An 18,495-nucleotide genomic window follows, 5' to 3' on the forward strand; every position below is an offset into this window, starting at 1 on the left:
CACTTGCTCAAAACCTTTCAGGCGGTACGGTCCAGTGCCCTGAGGGACCGGTCGGTGATGGAGCGGGCACCGCGGCCGATGGCCACCATGCCCGATTGGACGAGTTCCTTGATCCCGAACGGCTCGAGGACCTTGACGAAGGCCTCCAGCTTGTCGGGAGTGCCGGTGACCTCGATGGTCACGGCGTCGGCCGCCACGTCGACGCAGCGGGCGCGGAAGAGGTTGACGAGCTCCAGCACGTGGGAGCGGCTCTCGGCGTCGGCCTTGACCTTGATCAGCATCAGCTCGCGCTGCACCGACTGGGTCGGGTCGAGCTCGACGATCTTGAGCACGTTCACCAGCTTGTTGAGCTGCTTGGTGACCTGCTCCAGCGGCAGCTCCTCGACGCTCACCACGATCGTCATGCGGGAGATGTCGTCGTGCTCGGTGGGCCCGACGGCCAGGGAGTCGATGTTGAACCCCCTGCGGCTGAACAGTGCCGACACGCGCGCGAGGACACCCGGCTTGTTCTCGACAAGCACGGACAGCGTGTGTCTACTCATCGTCGTTCTCCCACTTCGGAGCCATGTCACGGGCGATCTGGATGGTGTCGTTGCTGGTGCCCGCCGGGACCATGGGCCAGACCATGGCGTCCTGGTGGACGACGAAGTCGACGACGACGGGCACGTCGTTGATCTCCATGGCCTTCTTGATCACGGCGTCCACGTCCTCGGGACGCTCGCACCGCAGGCCCACACAACCATAGGCCTCCGCGAGCTTGACGAAGTCGGGGATGCGGCGGGGGGCCTGCAGGTCGGTGTTGGAGTAGCGCTGGTCGTAGAAGAGTGTCTGCCACTGGCGGACCATGCCGAGGTTACCGTTGTTGATGACCGCGATCTTGATCGGCACGCCCTCAAGGGCACAGGTGGCCAGCTCCTGGTTGGTCATCTGGAAGCAGCCGTCGCCGTCGATGGCCCACACGGTGGCGTCCGGGCAGCCCATCTTGGCGCCCATCGCGGCCGGCACGGCGAAGCCCATCGTGCCCGCGCCGCCGGAGTTGATGAACGTGCCCGGGTTCTCGTAGTCGATGAACTGCGAGGCCCACATCTGGTGCTGGCCCACCCCGGCCACGTAGTAGGCGTCGGGCCCGGCGATGGCGCTCAGCCGCTCCATGACGTACTGGGGGGCCAGCGAGCCGTCGTCGTACGTCTCGTACCCCAGCGGGTAGGTCTGCTTGTAACCGTTGAGGATCGTCCACCACTCGTCGTAGTCGCCCTTCTGGCCGGAGGCCTGGACGGCGGCGATGAGGTCGGTGAGAACCTCCTTGCAGTCGCCCACGATCGGCACGTCGGCGTGGCGGTTCTTGGAGATCTCGGCCGGGTCGATGTCGGCGTGCACGACCTTCGCGTACGGGGCGAAGGACGGCAGGTGGCCGGTCACCCGGTCGTCGAAGCGCACGCCCAGGCCGATGATCAGGTCGGACTTCTGCAGCGCGCCCACGGCGGAGACGCTGCCGTGCATGCCGGGCATGCCCATGTGCTGCGGGTGGCTGTCGGGGAACGTGCCGCGGGCCATCAGGGTGGTGATGACCGGGATGTTCGTCAGCTCGGCGAGCTGCAGCAGCTCCGCCGAGGCGCGGGCCTTGTGGACGCCGCCGCCGACGTACAGGACCGGCCGCTTGGACTCCGCGATCAGCTTGGCGGCCTCGCGGATCTGCTTGGAGTGCGGCCTGGTGACCGGGCGGTAGCCCGGCAACTGCATGGTGGGCGGCCAGCTGAACGTGGTCTCCGCCTGCAGCGCGTCCTTCGAGATGTCCACCAGGACCGGCCCTGGACGGCCGGTGGCGGCGATGTGGAAGGCCTCCGCGATCGTACGGGCGATGTCGCCGGCATCGGTGACCAGGAAGTTGTGCTTCGTGATCGGCATGGTGATGCCGGAGATGTCGGCCTCCTGGAAGGCGTCCGTGCCGATCATCGGGGAGGCCACCTGACCGGTGATCGCCACGATCGGCACCGAGTCCATGAAGGCGTCGGCAATCGGGGTCACCAGGTTGGTGGCGCCGGGGCCGCTCGTCGCCATGCACACCCCGACCTTGCCCGTGGCCTGCGCGTAGCCCTCGGCCGCGTGACCGGCGCCCTGCTCGTGCCGTACGAGCACGTGCCGGACCTTGGTCGAGTCGTAGAGAGGATCGTAGGCCGGCAGAATGGCACCGCCCGGGATCCCGAACACTGTGTCGACTCCAACGTGCTCCAGCGCCCTGACCAGGGCCTGTGCACCTGTCATCCGTTCGGTCATCGGCTCGTTCCTTGCGTGGCTACTCGCTTAAGGACATAAAAAATGCCCCTTCCCACCAGGCGGCGGGTCTGGGGCGGCGCGCAGGTCGTCGTGCTTCGCTATCGGCCTGCGCGCCGGCGAAGTACTACGAGAATCTCACTGCGAAGCATGGCCTACACCATAGCCGCTCCGAACGCCATCGCGCCAACTTCGTGGACACAAGTCTCAAACCGTGAGACTCGTGCGCATCAGCGAGTCGACCCCGCGCGCCGCCATCGGCCGCGCCACCAGGAAGCCCTGCCCCCTGGTGCAGCCCATCTGCTTCAGCAGTTCGAGCTGCTCAGGACGCTCGATCCCCTCGGCCACCACGATAAGCCCGAGGTCGTGCCCGAGACGCACGATCGTGCGCGTGAGCAGGGTCAGCGTGTCGTCCTTGCCGAGCCCCGAGACGAAGGACGGATCAATCTTGATCATGTCGACGGGCAGCTGCCTGAGGAAGGCCAGCGAGGCGTAGCCGGTGCCGAAGTCGTCGATCGCCAGCCGCACGCCGAGGGCCCGCAGCTCCGACAGCCGCTTGATCGTCTCCTCGGCGTCCTCGACGAGCATCTCCTCGATCACTTCGAGGGTGAGCACGGAGGCGGGCAGCCCGCTCTCGGTCAGCGCCTCCTCGACGGTCTCGACGAACCTGGGCGCCATGATCTGGCGTGCCGACAGGTTCACCGACAGCCCGATGTCCCACGACGAGGCCCGCCAGGCGGCCACCTCGCGGCACGCCTCGCGCAGGATCCACTCGCTCAGCGGCACGATCAGCCCGGTGTCCTCGGCCGCGCCGAGGAACTGCTCCGGCGGCACGAACACCGACCCGCGCCACCACCGCACCAGCGCCTCCACCGCGGTCACCCGCGAGGTGGCCAGGTCCACCACCGGCTGGTACTCGATCGCGAACTGCTGCTCGATCAACGCCCGCTGCAGGTCGGCGGCCAGCTCCAGGCGGCGCATGACGTCGGCGTGCATCTGCGCGGCGAACACCTCCACGCGCCGCCCGCCCAGCTCCTTGGAGCGCGCCATGGCCACGTCGGCGTTGCGGATGAGGTCGCCCGCCGGCAGGTCGTCCTCGGCGAAGGCGACGCCCACGCTCGCGGTCAGCGCCACGTCGCGGTCGGCGACCCGGAACGGCTCCTGCGAGACCGCGCGGACCAGCCGCTCGGCCATGTCGACCGCGACCTGCGCGTCACCGCCGGTCTCCACCAGCACCGCGAACTCGTCGCCGCCCCACCGGGCCAGCGTGTCGTCGGAGCGCACGGCGCCGCGCAGCCTGCGGGCCGCCTGGCCGAGCAGGTAGTCGCCGCTGGCGTGGCCGACCGAGTCGTTGACCGAGGTGAACCCGTCGAGGTCGAGGAAGATCACCGCGACGTTGGCCGTGCCGGGGCCTGCCGTGCGCCCCGACAGCACCTCGCGGGTGCGCTCCTCGAAGTAGGCGCGGTTGGGCAGGCCGGTGACGCCGTCGTGGAAGGTCAGGTGGGCGACCTGGTTGCGCAGCGCCTCCTCGTCGCTGACGTCGCGGGTCGTCACGAGCAGCAGGTCTTCGCCGCCGGCGTGGCGGGTGGCCACGGACTCGGTGGGGCGCCAGGTGCCGTCGGCCGCGCGCACCCGGCAGGCGATCAGGCAGGCGCCGGGCGCGGCGTTGTCCTCGTCGAGGTTCATCGCGCGCATGGCGACCTGGATGCCCGGCACGTCCTCGGGGTGGATGTAGTCGAAGATCGACCCGCCGACCAGCTCGTCGGGGCCGTAGCCGTAGGTGACCTCGACGCCCGCGCCGATCTCGCGTACGACACCCTCGTAGTCGCAGGTGAACACCACGTCGCCGGTGCTCTCCGCCAGCTCCCTGAGCTGGCGGTCGCTCAGCTTGACCAGGCCGCGCAGGCGCACGTTGGTCGCCGAGACCACGAACAGGCGCACCAGCAGGAGCAGCACCACCGAGACCGCGACCACCACGACGCCGGTGACCGGCGGCCCGGTGCGCCCGCCCGCCTGGTGCACGAGCAGCGTGCCCGCGGCCACGGCCACCAGCGCCAGCGGCACGAGCGCGACCGCGTGGCCGAGCGCGGGCCGCCGCGCCTGCCCGGCCTGCGGCCCCCAGGGGAGGACCGCCAGCAGCAGGAACGCGACGGGCGCGAGCATGACGCCCCACAGCTGCGGGTCGGCGTCCATGAGCCGGGCCACCGCCGCCGACATCCCGGCCACGGTCATCGTGGCCAGCACGCCCACGCCGGCCAGGCCCAGCAGCCAGGACGACGACCTGCTGGTCAGCACCGAGGGCACCACGGCGAACGTCACCAGCAGCCCCACCAGCGGCGGCAGCATGACCAGCGTGAACGCCGCCGCGTCGGCGGTCTCGGCGTACACGTGCCGCAGCGCCACCATCCAGCCGATCAGGAAGAGCGAGGCCGTGCACAGGTAGGCATCGGTGAGATGCCGTAAAGCGACCCTGGCCGGGAACTTGCGGTCGGCGGCGACCAGCGCGCCGCTCGCCATGACCACCGTGCCGAGCAGCATGAACAGGTCCGCGAAGCTGTTGAACAAGCTCTCGGTGAACGGCCGCAGCGCCACCCCGGCCGCCCAGATGACGGCGCCGCCGCCCATCCAGCGGGCACCCATGGCCGTCGGGCGGTGCTTGGCTGCCTGCCGCACCGAGGCGATCAGCAAGGAGGCGGCGGCGACCAGCGCCGCGAACGCTCCGGCGACCGCTCCGGTGACCAAGGCCGGGCTCTCCGTCAGGAGGACGGCGGCGAAGGCCACCGCGCCGGCCGCCGCGGCGGCGGCCGGCGGCACCCGGGGATCACGCCAGCGGATCACAGTCGTTGCCCATCCCGTCTAGAACTCTGCACCGATGATCGCCGAAGCCCGGTCGATCACTTCGCCAGTGTGTGCTGTCGTGGGTGCGCGGGTGGTGACAACGCCGATGTCGTCACCGATCTGATAACCAGACAGACCAATTGCCGCCAAGAGCTCCTTGACAGTGAGTCAGGAACTCCCTGCAAACGTAACCGTACGCACCGAAGGTCACGGACCAGCCACGTTCCGGGATCCTCTCAGTACGAGTCGGTGATGACATTCACCAACGGCTCGCCTGCCAGGTATCTCTCCACCTGAGCGCGTACGAGCCGGAGCGTGCGCCGCACCGAGGCGGGGGTGCTGCCGGCCACGTGCGGGGTGATCAGCACGCCCGGCGCGCTCCACAGAGCGTGACCTTCGGGCAGCGGCTCCGGCGCGGTCACGTCCAGCGCGGCGCGCAGCCGGCCGGTCTTGAGCTCGGCGACCAGCGCGTCGGTGTCGACGACCCCGCCCCTGGCGGCGTTCACCAGCACCGCGCCGTCCTTCATCCGGGCCAGGAACGCGGCGTCCACCATCCCGGCCGTGGCGGCGGTGGCGGGCACGAGCAGCACCACCACGTCGGCCTCCGGCAGCAGCGCGGGCAGCTCGTCCATGCCGTGCACGCCGTCGCGGGCGCTCCTCGCCACGCGGACGATCTCCACCTCGAACCCGTCGAGGCGCCGCTCCAGCGCCGCGCCGATGGAGCCGTAGCCGACGATCAGCACGGTGGAGTCGGCCAGCACTCCGGTGTGGTGGTAGGTCCACTCACCCCTGCGCTGCGCGTCCACGAAGCCGGGGAAGTCCCTGAGCACCGCGATCATGGCCCCGACCGCCCATTCGGCCGTCCCCGCCTCGTGCACGCCGCGCGCGTTGCACAGCACCGCGCCCTCCGGCAGGTGCGGCCGGTACGGCTCCACCCCGGCCGTCACGGTCTGCAGCAGCCGCAGCGAGCGCATCCTGGCCAGGGTCCCCGGCACGTCGGGGACGGTCACCAGAGGAGGGATCCACACCTCCACCTCTTCCACCCCTTCCGGCATCGGGGACGTGCCGTCATAGACGGCACATTCGACGCCGGGAAGCTCGGACAGTTCGTCGGCCACCAAGTCGGACGGAACCCAGGTCTTCATGCCGAGAACCTTACGACTACGGGGGAAGTATGGAACACATGAGGAAGCTCTGGACGATCATGCTACTGACCGCACTCACGGCATGCTCCGGGCTCACGGCCTGCTCGAACCGCGGCGGAGAGGTCCTCCCCACGGCGGCCGTGTCGGCGGGGGCCGCCCCGAGTGCTCCCGAGGACGTGGTGACCGGTCTGGCCGTGCCGTGGGGCATCGCGTTCCTGCCCGGCGGGGACGCCGTCGTCACCGAACGCGACACCGCCCGGGTGCTGCGGATCACCCGTACCGGCCAGGTGAGCGAGCTGGCCAAGATCGAGGACGCCCGGCCCGACGGCGAGGGCGGCCTCATGGGCGTCGCGGTCAAGGGGGACCAGGTCTTCCTCTACTACACCGCCGAGCTGGACAACCGCATCGTCCGCTACCGCCTCACCGGCGGCGGCCTCACCGACCAGCAGCTCCTCGTCCAGGGCATCCCGAAGGGCGGCATCCACAACGGCGGCAGGCTCGCCTTCGGCCCCGACCAGTTCCTGTACGCCACCACCGGCGAGACCGGCGACCGCGACCTGGCCCAGCAGCGCGACTCCCTGGGCGGCAAGATCCTGCGCATGACCGTGGACGGCGCCCCCGCCCCCGGCAACCCGTTCGGGACGCTGGTCTACAGCTACGGCCACCGCAACGTCCAGGGGCTGGCCTGGGACGGCTCGGGGCGCCTGTACGCCTCGGAGTTCGGCGCGAACAGCTACGACGAGGTGAACCGGATCGAGCCGGGCGCCAACTACGGCTGGCCCGAGGTCGAGGGCCGCGGCACCGACCAGCGCTACGTCAACCCGATCCTCACCTGGACCACGGAGGAGGCCTCGCCGTCGGGGATGGCCTACGCGAACGGGTCGCTGTGGGTGGGCGCCCTGCGCGGCGCGCGCCTGTGGCAGATCCCGCTGGGCGAGGACGGCTCCGCCGGCGCCCCGGTGGCCCACTTCACCGAGCGGTACGGCCGGCTGCGCGCGGTCGCGGCCACCACGGACGGCACGCTGTGGGTCGGCACCAGCAACAAGGACGGCCGCGGCTCCCCCAGGGACGGCGACGACCGCATCATGGCCGTGACCCGGTCCTGACCTCCGCCCGCGCGGGCGGCGTCACGGCGCCGCCCGCCTGCTTGCACCTCAGCGCGTCACGGCGCCTCAGCGGGTCACGGCGGTGCAGGTGATCTGAGTCTGCGGCCGGTACTTGGTGGTCAGCTTCTTGTCCTTCTTGACCACCTTGCCGTCCTTGTGGAACACCCGGGTCACGTCGATCGTGAACCCCTGCTCCCCCACGGTCGGCAGGCAGTCGGCCGCCGCGCTGCTCTCCCGCCGGAACGGCGTGAAGTCCCGCCGCTCCGACTCCACGGCCTCGACCCGGTCGTAGCGCTTGGTGCTCCACAGCGACACCGTCACCGAGGTGTCGGTGAAGGCCGTCTTGACCAGCACCCCGAACTCGGACTCGTTGCGCCACTTCAGGTCCAGGTCCGGATACAGCAGCGCCACGTCCCGCCCGGCCGGGTAGCGCGGCGCGTAGTAGTCCATCGGCTGGTGCTCCACGTCGTCGAAGCCGCCGAAGAACGCCGCGTTGTACATGGTGGTGGCGAACTGCGAGCCGCCGCCGCCGACGATGTTCACCATCCGTCCGCCGACGATCTGGCCGGCCTCGACGTACCCGTCCTCGACCGTCGGCTCCCCCACCACGTCGTTCAGTGAGAACGTCTGCCCAGGCCTGACCAGGTGGCCGTCGACCTCCTGCGCCATCCGCTGGATGTTCCTGCCCCGGGGCTGGCAGCAGTCGAACGTGGTGGTGAACTCGCCCACCAGCTCCTTGATCCCGAGCCCCTGGATCTGCGTGGTGTCCACGGCGGGGGTGACGGTGCCGAGCCGGACCGCGATCGTGCGCTCCCCGCCCTCGGCGAACACCTTCTCCGCGTCCCTGGCCAGCAGCTTGTCGTTGACGCCCCGGCCCGCGCGGGCGGGCACCAGGACGGGCTTGCCGTCCACGATCTGGTACGCGGCGTCCCGCGGCTGCTGCGCCGCGTCCACCAGGTTGCTCTCGACGGAGGCCAGCACCTGCTCGGCGTCGAACTCGGGCACCAGCCCGCCGTCACCGTCGGCGATGAAGGCGAGGTTCGCGGCGATCACGGCCGGCGGCACCTGCACCTGCTTGTCGTCGAGCGTCAGCGTCAGCGGCGCGGCCACGGCGGCCTTGGCCTTGGCCACCGCCGCGGTGACGGCCTCGGGGGTGGTGGCGGGCTTGGCCGGCCTGAGCGTGAGGACGACGGTGCCGCCGCCGTTCAGGAAGGCCTCGCTGACCCTGCGGACGGCGTCGTCGCGGTCGAGCAGCACGCCGTCCTCGGGCCTGCGGGCCCTGGGCTGCAGCCCCGTGAACGTCACCCGGCCCTCGACGGCGGGCTTGTCGATGCTCTCCGCCAGCCCCTCGACGGTCCTGGTGAGCTGGGAGGAGTCGACGGTGATCCTGGGCTGGAGCTCGGTCGTGCCGACCAGCCCCCGCCACACCTCCTCCGGGCTGGGGAACCCGCTGGGCGCCTGCCCGATGGTGGCGACCACGTCGAGCTCCAGGCCGGCCTCGTCGGGCTGGATGGTGTCCTTCTTGCCGCCGATGTCGGCCACGACGGGCTTGGCGAGCTTGGCGCCCAGCTCGGTGCGGAGCTTGTCGGCCGCCTGCGTCACGGTCAGGCCGCCGATGTCCACCCCGGCCACGCGCGTGCCGCGCAGGACGGAGCCGGACATGAGCACGGCGGGCACCACGTACGCCAGCGCGGCCAGCACCAGCACCAGCACGATGAGGCCCGGCAGCAGCCGGCGGCGCCTGGGCGGCTCCGGCTCGAACGGCGAGGGCCGTTCCGGCATGCCGAACGCGGTGGACTGGGCCTGCTGCTTGTCGGCGGCCATGGGCCAGGGCTGCGCGGGCGGCGCCACCGGTGGCAGGGCGCCCTTGCCCGGCTGACCGCCCGGGGCGCTCGGGCCTTGGTCCGGCCGGGGCTCCTGTCTCTCCGGCGGTCCGAAGATGTCCCGGGAGACCCCCGGGGGCAGTCCTTCGATCCGCGGCTTCCTGGAGACGGCCGACGTGGGTAAGGGCACCGAGGCGAACGGGTCGGTCGGTGATTCGATCGGTCCGGCGTTACGCACGCCTCAATCTCCTCCCGGTCCGCAGCCAAGTCTCAGGCAACAGTAAGGCACGCGGATCCGCATATGTCACGGGAAATGGCTACGGAAGTGTGTCAACCTAGCCACCGGTAGCGATGTTCAGGGCGGCCGGCCGTGCCGTAACGCGGCCGAAACTCGGCCTGCCCCGCCGCGCACAGGTGTTCCAGGTAACGGCGGGCGCTGACCCGCGACAGGCCGGTGAGCTCGGCAGCCTCGGCGGCTGACAGGTCGCGGCCCGCGTCCCGCAGCGTATCGGCGACCAGCGCGCAGGTGGCCGCCGACAACCCTTTCGGCATGGGGCCCGCGCTCTTGGGCGTGCCGAAGAGCCGGTCCACGTCGTCCTGGCGGGCCTCGGGGCCGATGGCGGTCAGGCGGTGGCGGGTGTCGGCGTACTGCTGGAGGCGCTCGGCCAGGGCGGCGGCGGTGAACGGCTTGATGAGGTAGTTGACGGCGCCGCCGCGCATGGCCTCCCTGACGGTGGGCACGTCGCGGGCGGCGCTGATCATGAGGACGTCCACGTCGCTCAGCGCCTTGAGCACCTCCAGGCCCGACATGTCGGGCAGGTAGATGTCGAGCAGCACGAGATCGGGCCGCAGCTCGGCCGCCGCCGCGAGCGCGTCGGCGCCGCTGTGCGCGACCGAGACGACGCTGAAGCCCGGCATCCGGCTCACGTAGCCGCTGTGGATGCGGGCGACCATGAAGTCGTCGTCGACGACCAGCACGTTGATCATGAGCCTGTCCTCGCCGGCAGCAGCGCGGTGAAGACCGCTCCGCCCGCGTTGCGCACGCGTACCCAACCACCTCTGCGCAGGCACGCCTGCCGGGTCAGCGCCAGGCCCAGCCCGCGCGGCCCCGCCTCGGCGGCCTTCGTCGTGAAGCCCTCCCTGAAGACCTCCTCCACCAGGTCGGGCGCGATGCCGGGGCCGGAGTCGCCGACCCGCACGCGCAGCCCGCTCGCGTCGGCCTGCACCGAGACCTCGATCGTGCCCTGCGCGCCGTCAAGCGCGTCGATGGCGTTGGCCACCAGGTTGCCGACCACCAGCACCGCGTCGCGGGGGTCGCCGAGCAGGCCCTCCGGCACCGAGGAGTCCTCGGCCAGCACCAGCTCCGCCCCGCGCTCGGCCGCCTCCGCCGACTTGGCCAGCAGCAGGGCGGCCAGCGTGGGATCCTGGATGCGCTCGCGCAGGCCGGTGGCGTAGGCGCCGTGGGTGGTGCGGGTGATGAAGCCGATGGCGGCCTCGTGCTCGCCCAGCTCCAGCAGGCCGACCACGGTGTGCATGCGGTTGGCGAACTCGTGGGCCTGGGCCCGCAGCGCGTCGGTGGCGCTGCTGGCGTCGTCCAGCTCGCGGGCCAGGCGGATCAGCTCGGTGCGGTCGCGCAGGGTGACCACCCAGCCGCGGTGACGCCCGCGCACCCAGACGGGGGTGCGGTTGAGCACGAGCACCCGGTCGCCGTGCAGCACGATGCGGTCCTCGCCGGGGTCGGCGCCGCCGAGCACGTCGCGCATGCGCTCGGAGACCGGCATCCGCGTCAGGTCCTCGCCGACGTCCCCGAGCAGCTCGCGGGCGGCGTCGTTGACCAGCGTCACCCTGCCTGCCAGGTCGAGCGCGAGCACCCCCTCCTTGACTCCGTGCAGCACGCCCTCGCGCTGCTCCAGCAGCGCCGCGATCTCGCGCGGCTCCAGGCCGAACGTCTGCCTGCGCACCCTCGCGGTGATCAGCGCGGCCAGCGCGAGCCCGGCCAGCAGCACGGCCAGCGCCGTCCAGAGCAACGGCGGCAGGGCCTGGAAGACCTGGCTGATGACCGTGGTCTCCAGCACGCCGACCGAGACGAGGCCGATGACCGTGCCGTACTCGTCGCGGATGGGCGCCTTGCCCCTGACCGTGGTGCCGATGGTGCCGGTCTCGGTGCCGACCCAGCTACGGCCCGTACGCAGGACCGGGCTGCCGTCGGTGGACAACCGCTTGCCGATCAGCGAGGCGTTGGGATGGGCGTACCGCTCCTGCTCGACGTTGGCGATCACCACGTAGTCGGCGCCGGTCTCGTGCTGCACGCTCATGGCCAGCGGCTGCAGCACCGACTCCGGGCTCTCCAGCGCGAACGCCCTCCTGACCTCGGGCAGCCCCGCCACCGACTGGGCGATCGCCAGCGCCCGCTGCTGGTGCAGCTCGTCGAGCTGGTCACGCGTGTGCTCGGCCCACACGCCACCGGTGCCCCCGACGGCGAGCAGCACGATCACCATCTGGAGCACGAACAGCTGGGTGCCCAGGGAGGCGTCCCGAACCCGTCTCACCCGGCCCATGGAAACACTCCCAGGTCACGTCCGGGTCGCGACCAATACGACCACTATGACGCCAAGCGCGCAAAGGCTCGACGCGACGCGGCGGGGACTTCACCATGCCAGTTCCATAACAGTGAAAATCCCCCCTGGAGTGATCATGCGCTTGCGCGTACTCGCCGCTCTCGCGGCACTCTCCCTCGGCGCCCTGACGGCGTGCGGCCAGTCGGGCGGCACCGCCGCCGCCGGGCCGCTGCGGATCATGGCCCCCGCCGCCCCCGGCGGCGGCTGGGACCAGACGTCCCGGACGGCGGAGCAGGCGTTCAAGGCGGCCGACCCGCAGCGCAAGGTCGAGGTGTACAACGTGCCCGGCGCCGGCGGCACGATCGGCCTGGCGCAGCTCGCCGGCGAGAAGGGCAACGGCAACCTGCTGATGACCATGGGCCTGGTCATGGTGGGCGCCATCGAGCAGAACAAGTCGAAGGTCACGCTCGCCGAGACCACGCCCATCGCCAAGCTGACCGAGGAGTACGAGCTGGTCGTGGTGCCGGCGGCGTCCCCGTTCACGTCGCTGGCCGACCTGGTGGCGGCCTGGAAGGCCGACCCGGCGAAGGTGTCGATCTCGGGCGGCTCCGCGGGCGGCACCGACCACATCGTGGCCGGGCTGATGGCCAAGGCCGCCGGCGTGGACCCCAAGCAGGTCAACTACATCGCCCACTCGGGCGGCGGCGAGGCGCTGAACGAGCTGCTCGGCAACAAGGTCAGCGCGGGCATCTCGGGCGTGGCCGAGTTCGCCGAGCACGTCAAGTCCGGCAAGCTGCGCGCCCTGGGCGTGACCTCCGCCGAGCGGGTGCCCGGCCTGGACGCCCCCACCCTCAAGGAGGGCGGGCTGGACGTCGAGCTGGCCAACTGGCGCGGCTTCGTCGCCCCCGGCGGGCTGTCCGAGGCCGACAAGAAGACCCTGACGGACGCGGTCACCAAGATGCACGGCGCGCAGCCGTGGAAGGACGCGGTGGCCAAGAACGGCTGGATCGACTCCTTCCAGACCGGCCAGCAGTTCGCCGACTTCCTGGCCGCCGAGCAGACCCGGGTCAAGGCCATCATCGCCGAGATGGGGCTCGTCTCCTGATGCTCAGGTCCCGGTGGCGGCCCGAGCTCGGGCTGGCGGTCGTGGTGCTGGTGCTGGGCGTGCTCGTCGTGGTCGGCACGCTGGACGTGTCGGCCGCGGCCTCCCAGCTCGGCATCGGGCCGCGCTTCTTCCCCATGCTGGTGGGCGGCGCCATGGTGATCGTCGGCCTGTTCTACGTGGCCGACGTGCTGCGCGGCGGGCACGGCGACCCCGAGGAGAGCGAGGACGTGGACGCCAGCGCGCCCACCGACTGGCGCAGCCTGGCCCTGGTCAGCGGCATCTTCCTGGCCTTCGCCGCGCTCCTCGACCTGCTCGGCTGGATCGTCGGCGCCAGCCTGCTGTTCTTCGGCCTGTCGGTGGCGCTGGGCGCCGAGCACAAGCTGCGCGCCGCCGTCATCGCCGTGGTGCTGGGCGTGACGACGTACCTGCTGTTCGTCAACGGCCTGGGCGTCAACCTGCCGAACGGGGTGTTCGCGCCGTGACCTCACTCCAGCTCCTGCTCGACGGCTTCGCCGCCGCGCTCACCCCGGTCAACCTGCTGTACGCGCTCGTCGGCGTCACGCTCGGCACCCTCGTCGGCGTGCTGCCCGGCATCGGGCCCGCGATGACCGTGGCGCTGCTGCTGCCGATCACCTTCACGGTGCCGCCCGCCAGCGCGTTCATCATGTTCGCCGGCATCTACTACGGCGGCATGTACGGCGGCTCCACCACCTCCATCCTGCTCAACACGCCGGGCGAGTCCGCGTCGATGATCACGGCGCTGGAGGGCAACAAGATGGCCAGGCGCGGGCGGGCCGCCCAGGCGCTGGCCACGGCCGCCATCGGCTCGTTCGTGGCCGGCACCATCGCCACGGCGTTGCTGGTCGTGGCGGCGCCCGCGGTGGTCAGCTTCGCGATCGCATTCGGCCCCGAGGACTACTTCGCCCTGGCGATCCTCGCCTTCACCGCCGTGTCGTCGGTGTTGTCCCGCTCGATCGTGCGCGGCCTGGCCTCGCTCGGCCTCGGCCTGGTGATCGGCCTGATCGGCATCGACCAGCAGACCGGCCAGGCCCGGCTCACGCTGGGCATCCCGCAGCTCCTCGACGGCATCGACGTGGTGATCGTCGCGGTCGGCCTCTTCGCCCTGGGCGAGGCCCTGTACGTGGCCTCCCGCCTGCGGCACGCGCCACCCGAGGTGGTGCCGGTGGGCCGGGCGTGGATGGGCCGCTCCGACTGGCGCCGCTCCTGGCTGCCGTGGCTGCGCGGCACCGCCCTGGGCTTCCCGTTCGGCGCGCTGCCGGGCGGCGGGGCAGAGATCCCCACGTTCCTGTCGTACGCGGCGGAGAAGCGGCTGGCCCGCGGGGTCGCCCGCGAGGAGTACGGCCAGGGCGCCATCGAGGGCGTCGCGGGCCCCGAGGCGGCCAACAACGCCTCCGCGGCCGGCACCCTGGTCCCGCTGCTCACGCTGGGCCTGCCCACCTCGGCCACGGCCGCGATCCTGCTGGCCGCCTTCCAGCAGTACGGCCTCCAGCCGGGCCCGCAGCTCTTCGACCACAACCCGGCGCTGGTGTGGGGCATGATCGCGTCGCTGTTCATCGGCAACGCGATGCTGCTGGTGCTGAACCTGCCCATGGCCCCGCTCTGGGCCCGAGTCCTGCGCGTCCCCCGGCCCTACCTCTACGCCGGGATCGTGCTCTTCGCCGCCCTCGGCGTCTACGCGCTGAACGGCACCGTGGTGGACCTGTTCGTGCTGTACGTGCTCGGCCTGCTCGGCTACGCCATGCGGCGCTTCGGCCTGCCCGTCGCGCCCGCCGTGATCGGCATGATCCTCGGCCCGATGGCGGAGATCCAGCTGCGCCGGGCGCTGGCCATCGGCGCGGGCGACGTGAGCGTGCTCGTCCGCAGCCCGATCGCGGCCGTGCTGCTGGTGCTGTCGGCCCTGGCGCTGCTGACGCCGCTGTTCAGAAAGCTCCTGGCCCGGCGCGGCTTGGCTCCCGCGCCCCGCAACGAGGAGTAGCGGGGGCCCGGGCCGGGAACCTCTCCTCGTGGTTCTTGGAGCGGCCCCGCCGATCTGTCCGGATCGACGGGGCCGGCCGGTCTCGCTACTCGGAGACGCCCAGCTTCTCCAGGATCAGCTGCCGGGCGCGGGCCGCGTCGGCCTTGCCCTTGCTGGCCCGCATGACGCCGCCGACGAGCGCGCCCGCCGCGGCGATCTTCCCGGACCGCACCTTCTCGGCCGCGTCGGCGTTGTCGGCCAGCACCTGGTCGATGATCGCCGACAGCTCGCCCTCGTCGTTGACGATCTTCAGGCCGCGCCGCTCGACCACCTCGTCCGGCGTGCCCTCACCGGCCAGCACGCCTTCGAGCACCTCGCGCGCCAGCTTGTCGTTGAGCGCGCCCGAGGCCACCAGCTCGGTCACCCGGGCGATCTGCTCGGGCGTGATCGGCAGGTCGGCCAGCGGCGTGCCCGTCTCGTTGGACTTGCGCGCCAGCTCGCCCATCCACCACTTGCGCGCGTCGGCCGCCGGCGCCCCGGCCGCGACCGTGGCCTCGACCAGGTCGATGGCGTCGGCGTTGTGCATGGCCTGCATGTCGAGGTCGGACAGGCCCCACTCGGCCTGCAACCGCTTGCGCTTGACCGACGGCAGCTCGGGCAGGGCCGCCTTCAGCTCGGCCACCCACGCCGTATCGGGCGCGATCGGCACGAGGTCGGGCTCGGGGAAGTAGCGGTAGTCCTGCGCCTCCTCCTTGGACCGGCCGGAGGTGGACCTGCCGGTGTCCTCGTGGAAGTGGCGGGTCTCCTGCACGACCCTGCCGCCCTCGGCCAGGACCGCCGCCTGCCGCTCGATCTCACTGCGCACGGCCCGCTCGACGCTGCGCAGCGAGTTGACGTTCTTGGTCTCCGTACGGGTGCCCCACTCGGAGGAGCCGCGCGGCATCAGCGAGACGTTGACGTCACACCGCAGCGAGCCCTCCTCCATGCGCACGTCGGAGACTCCCAGCGAGCGCATGATCTCGCGCAGCTCCGTGACGTACGCCCTGGCCACCTCGGGCGCGAGCCGGTCGGTGCCCGGGATGGGCTTGGTCACGATCTCGACCAGCGGGATGCCCGCGCGGTTGTAGTCGACGATCGAGTAGTCGGCCCCGTGGATGCGCCCGGTCGAGCCGCCCACGTGGGTGGACTTGCCGGTGTCCTCCTCCAGGTGCACCCGCTCGATCTCGATCCGCACGGTCTCGCCGTCGACCTCGACGTCGATGTAGCCGTCGAAGCACAGCGGCTCGTCGTACTGCGAGATCTGGTAGTTCTTCGGCATGTCCGGATAGAAGTAGTTCTTCCTGGCCATGCGGCACCACTCGGCGATCGAGCAGTTGAGCGCCAGGCCGATGCGGATCGTCGACTCGATGGCCTGGGCGTTGGCCACCGGCAGTGCGCCGGGGAAGGCCAGGCAGGTCGGGCAGACCTGCGTGTTGGGCGGGGCGCCGAAGGTCGTCTTGCAACCGCAGAACATCTTCGACTTGGTGCCCAGCTCGACATGCGTCTCGAGGCCGAGCACCGGCTCGAACCGCTCGAGCGCTTCGTCGTACGGCATGATTCCTGCTGTGTCAATCACGGATCAACCTCAGTTCTTTCAAAGCCTCGCACGTCTCGGCCTGCCAGAGACGGTATGAGGGCACGCCTTTCAGGTGGTCCAGGTTCATCAGCTCGGCGATGCGAGTCAGGTAATCGCCGGCTTCCCTGCCCGCTCGTCGCCGACGCCTGCCGCTCGCCACGATGTCCTTCAATGTCCGTTTGGGGTTCGAGAGAGCCTCCACGCGCGAGAGCCGGTCGCCTTCGAAGACGTCTTTCGGGTCCCACGACGATCCCGCGACACGACGCAGGACATCCAGGTCACCCAGCGCCCAGCTTTCCATCTCGCGAACGGGTACCACTCGCACCACCGGTCGTTCCAGCCCGCGCTTCTCCCACAGCTCTCGCAACGGTGTCCAGTATTTGCGCTCTTCACGGCCAGGCGCCGCCGAACCGTCATAGTGGTAGAAGAGCAACGTCATGCCGGCCACCGCCGTCTGTGCCGCCCTGCACACTGCGTCGTGCCGGGACTCCTCGTCCTGCACGGACACACGCAGCACTTGAACCGGCGCGACGCCGAGACCATGCCGAAAGCAGATGTCGTTCAGCGCCCGCTCGAGCAGCACGGGCAGAAAGTCGTAGTCGGAATTCCCCTCGGCAGTCAGGAAGGCGTTGACCTCGATCACGAGACCTCTTCCAGAAGCTGCCGCGCCTCTGCCTCGGAGATGGCGGCGAATGCCCGCCGCTCAGACTCCGAGACGACCAGCCCTACCTCATCCAGCGGCGGCGTGCCGTCCGGCAAGGTCGGGGCCAGGTGCCGGGCACGGGACACGCGGCTTCCGACGCCGCACTCGTCGGCTTCCGGAACCGTGACCCAGTCCATCACCAGCAGATCTTCGCGGTCCAAGGCCACCAGCATCAGCGGTGAGTGGCTGCTCATGATGAGCTGAGCTAGAGGCTCTTCCTCCTCAACGACCCGGGCCGGATCCGTGACGAGCTTGCGAAGATGCTTGACGAGCTCCCGCAACCGCTGGGGGTAGATGCCGTTCTCCGGCTCCTCGAAGCAGATGAGACCGCGATAAGCCGGGTCGTACAGCGCCGCCAGCAGAGCCAGAACCCTCAAGGTGCCGTCCGAGGCGACGCGGGCGCTCACTCTTCCCTCGTCCCGCGTGCGGAGATAGATCTCCCACTGCTCCTTGGCGAGGTTCTCCTCCACCTCGATATCGGCGAAACCGCGTACGACACGCGCCATGTCAGCGGCGATCTCGTCCAGTGAGCTACCGAACTCGTCCGCGGTCGTCTGCTCGATCCGGCGTAGCACCTTGGCGAGGTTCGCGCCACTCGGATCGAGTTGCTCGCCGCGCTGGTGGCGGGAACTGGGCATCCGCAGTGCTGCCGGATCAAGCTGGAGGAAACGCCAGGACGCGATCTCCTTCCGCAACGCGTACAGAAGCGGAAACTCGCCTGCCGACGTAATGCTGGAGAGGACAGTTGCCTCGGCGGCATGCGCCGCGAGCTCTCTCTTACGCCCCTGGCGGCCTTCTTGCGCGATCCGGAAGACCGGGCGGCCCGCATCGTCCACGGTCGTCTCCAGAAGAGGCGAGTGCCGCTTGTAGCGTAGAAAGGCGGAGCGGAACTCCTTTCCGGCGTTCTGCTCCCGCACCCACGAATCATCGGCCGAACGGATGGGCCGTGCTTCTTCCCTGGCCACGTACGGCCTTACGAACCCGTCCTCGCTCTGGCGCTGCACGATCTCCAGTTCGTAGCGGATCCGAGTGTGTGAGACCTCAAGCTCCGCTCCGAACTGATCGACCACTTTCGCATCCAGGAGGACTTCGACCGCGAAGACCATGCGGTCCACTACCTGGCCGTCACCGCGCCGCCTGAACAACTCACCGAGATCCCCTCTCGCCGCGGCGAACGCGTCGTAGAGGCTCGGAGTACCGACGAGCCTGCGGAGCAACTGAATGCCGTCGAAGAGGTTCGACTTACCGCTGGCGTTCGGACCGATCACCACGAGAAATGGCGGCACGTCCAGCTTGAAGCTCGCGAACGACTTGAAGCCGTCGATCTCGATCCGTGTGAGCATGCCGCCATTCCCC

At 70.5% G+C, this 18,495-nt stretch carries 14 protein-coding genes; 4 read left to right on the top strand and 10 right to left on the bottom strand.

Annotated features, from left to right (window positions below; all coding sequences use genetic code 11):
• Nucleotides 1-17: 17 nt before the first annotated feature.
• The 4 genes from ilvN to LCN96_RS47965 form a co-directional block, all read right to left on the bottom strand.
• A complete protein-coding gene (gene ilvN, locus LCN96_RS47950) occupies nucleotides 18-542 on the bottom strand; it encodes an acetolactate synthase small subunit (protein WP_225269056.1) in 525 nt (174 codons plus the stop codon).
• Nucleotides 535-2,274 carry an acetolactate synthase large subunit gene (locus LCN96_RS47955; protein ID WP_225269057.1) on the bottom strand — a complete coding sequence of 580 codons (1,740 nt, stop codon included), beginning with the start codon at nucleotides 2,272-2,274 and terminating at the stop codon, nucleotides 535-537. The genes ilvN and LCN96_RS47955 overlap by 8 nt, the downstream gene beginning before the upstream one ends.
• A gap of 204 nt (nucleotides 2,275-2,478) precedes the next feature.
• Nucleotides 2,479-5,109 carry a putative bifunctional diguanylate cyclase/phosphodiesterase gene (locus LCN96_RS47960; RefSeq protein ID WP_225269058.1) on the bottom strand — a complete coding sequence of 877 codons (2,631 nt, stop codon included), beginning with the start codon at nucleotides 5,107-5,109 and terminating at the stop codon, nucleotides 2,479-2,481.
• 236 nt (nucleotides 5,110-5,345) lie between these two features.
• Nucleotides 5,346-6,254 (bottom strand): 2-hydroxyacid dehydrogenase, encoded by a 909-nt coding sequence (locus tag LCN96_RS47965; protein ID WP_225269059.1) that lies wholly within the window; start codon nucleotides 6,252-6,254, stop codon nucleotides 5,346-5,348.
• Between the two features lie 38 nt (nucleotides 6,255-6,292).
• Here LCN96_RS47965 and LCN96_RS47970 point away from each other — a divergent pair, with 38 nt between their 5' ends.
• A complete protein-coding gene (locus LCN96_RS47970) occupies nucleotides 6,293-7,360 on the top strand; it encodes a PQQ-dependent sugar dehydrogenase (protein ID WP_225269060.1) in 1,068 nt (355 codons plus the stop codon).
• A gap of 66 nt (nucleotides 7,361-7,426) precedes the next feature.
• Here LCN96_RS47970 and LCN96_RS47975 read toward each other — a convergent pair whose 3' ends face one another.
• The 3 genes from LCN96_RS47975 to LCN96_RS47985 all read right to left on the bottom strand — a co-directional run bounded on the left by LCN96_RS47975 (nucleotide 7,427) and on the right by LCN96_RS47985 (nucleotide 11,741).
• Entirely contained in the window at nucleotides 7,427-9,421 is a 1,995-nt protein-coding gene (locus tag LCN96_RS47975; protein WP_225269061.1) for a VanW family protein, read from the bottom strand.
• 92 nt (nucleotides 9,422-9,513) lie between these two features.
• On the bottom strand, nucleotides 9,514-10,170 hold the full coding sequence (locus tag LCN96_RS47980; protein WP_225269062.1) for a response regulator: 657 nt from the start codon (nucleotides 10,168-10,170) through the stop codon (nucleotides 9,514-9,516).
• Nucleotides 10,167-11,741 carry an ATP-binding protein gene (locus LCN96_RS47985; protein ID WP_225269063.1) on the bottom strand — a complete coding sequence of 525 codons (1,575 nt, stop codon included), beginning with the start codon at nucleotides 11,739-11,741 and terminating at the stop codon, nucleotides 10,167-10,169. The genes LCN96_RS47980 and LCN96_RS47985 overlap by 4 nt, the downstream gene beginning before the upstream one ends.
• 136 nt (nucleotides 11,742-11,877) lie before the next feature.
• On the opposite strand from LCN96_RS47985, the gene LCN96_RS47990 reads away from it, so the two are divergent.
• From LCN96_RS47990 to LCN96_RS48000, 3 genes are read left to right on the top strand one after another with little or no spacing between them, the layout of a single operon-like run.
• Nucleotides 11,878-12,846: a Bug family tripartite tricarboxylate transporter substrate binding protein gene (locus LCN96_RS47990; RefSeq protein WP_225269064.1), complete on the top strand. Its 969-nt coding sequence runs from the start codon at nucleotides 11,878-11,880 to the stop codon at nucleotides 12,844-12,846.
• Nucleotides 12,846-13,328, top strand: a complete 483-nt coding sequence (locus tag LCN96_RS47995; protein WP_225269065.1) for a tripartite tricarboxylate transporter TctB family protein — start codon at nucleotides 12,846-12,848, stop codon at nucleotides 13,326-13,328. Before LCN96_RS47990 ends, LCN96_RS47995 begins: the two co-directional genes overlap by 1 nt.
• Nucleotides 13,325-14,842, top strand: coding sequence for a tripartite tricarboxylate transporter permease (locus LCN96_RS48000; protein WP_225269066.1), 1,518 nt, complete (start codon nucleotides 13,325-13,327; stop codon nucleotides 14,840-14,842). Before LCN96_RS47995 ends, LCN96_RS48000 begins: the two co-directional genes overlap by 4 nt.
• 85 nt (nucleotides 14,843-14,927) lie before the next feature.
• Here the strand turns inward: LCN96_RS48000 and gatB are convergent, their stop codons facing one another.
• The 3 genes from gatB to LCN96_RS48015 are packed head-to-tail and all read right to left on the bottom strand — an operon-like array spanning nucleotide 14,928 to nucleotide 18,482.
• Entirely contained in the window at nucleotides 14,928-16,415 is a 1,488-nt protein-coding gene (gene gatB / locus LCN96_RS48005; RefSeq protein ID WP_225269067.1) for an Asp-tRNA(Asn)/Glu-tRNA(Gln) amidotransferase subunit GatB, read from the bottom strand.
• 13 nt (nucleotides 16,416-16,428) lie between these two features.
• Nucleotides 16,429-17,079 (bottom strand): DUF4276 family protein, encoded by a 651-nt coding sequence (locus tag LCN96_RS48010; protein WP_225269068.1) that lies wholly within the window; start codon nucleotides 17,077-17,079, stop codon nucleotides 16,429-16,431.
• Complete coding sequence (locus tag LCN96_RS48015) at nucleotides 17,076-18,482, bottom strand: AAA family ATPase (RefSeq protein WP_225269069.1); 1,407 nt, start codon at nucleotides 18,480-18,482, stop codon at nucleotides 17,076-17,078. Before LCN96_RS48015 ends, LCN96_RS48010 begins: the two co-directional genes overlap by 4 nt.
• Nucleotides 18,483-18,495: the final 13 nt, after the last annotated feature.

Source organism: Nonomuraea gerenzanensis (assembly GCF_020215645.1).
Classification (GTDB): Bacteria; Actinomycetota; Actinomycetes; order Streptosporangiales; family Streptosporangiaceae; genus Nonomuraea; species Nonomuraea gerenzanensis.

Bases quoted from the DNA above. Each gene is read 5' to 3' on its own strand.
- ilvN (WP_225269056.1), bottom strand. From the start codon at position 542: ATGAGTAGACACACGCTGTCCGTGCTTGTCGAGAACAAGCCGGGTGTC.
- LCN96_RS47955 (WP_225269057.1), bottom strand. From the start codon at position 2,274: ATGACCGAACGGATGACAGGTGCACAGGCCCTGGTCAGGGCGCTGGAG.
- LCN96_RS47965 (WP_225269059.1), bottom strand. From the start codon at position 6,254: ATGAAGACCTGGGTTCCGTCCGACTTGGTGGCCGACGAACTGTCCGAG.
- LCN96_RS47970 (WP_225269060.1), top strand. From the start codon at position 6,293: ATGAGGAAGCTCTGGACGATCATGCTACTGACCGCACTCACGGCATGC.
- LCN96_RS47980 (WP_225269062.1), bottom strand. From the start codon at position 10,170: ATGATCAACGTGCTGGTCGTCGACGACGACTTCATGGTCGCCCGCATC.
- LCN96_RS47985 (WP_225269063.1), bottom strand. From the start codon at position 11,741: ATGGGCCGGGTGAGACGGGTTCGGGACGCCTCCCTGGGCACCCAGCTG.
- LCN96_RS47990 (WP_225269064.1), top strand. From the start codon at position 11,878: ATGCGCTTGCGCGTACTCGCCGCTCTCGCGGCACTCTCCCTCGGCGCC.
- LCN96_RS47995 (WP_225269065.1), top strand. From the start codon at position 12,846: ATGCTCAGGTCCCGGTGGCGGCCCGAGCTCGGGCTGGCGGTCGTGGTG.
- gatB (WP_225269067.1), bottom strand. From the start codon at position 16,415: ATGCCGTACGACGAAGCGCTCGAGCGGTTCGAGCCGGTGCTCGGCCTC.
- LCN96_RS48015 (WP_225269069.1), bottom strand. From the start codon at position 18,482: ATGCTCACACGGATCGAGATCGACGGCTTCAAGTCGTTCGCGAGCTTC.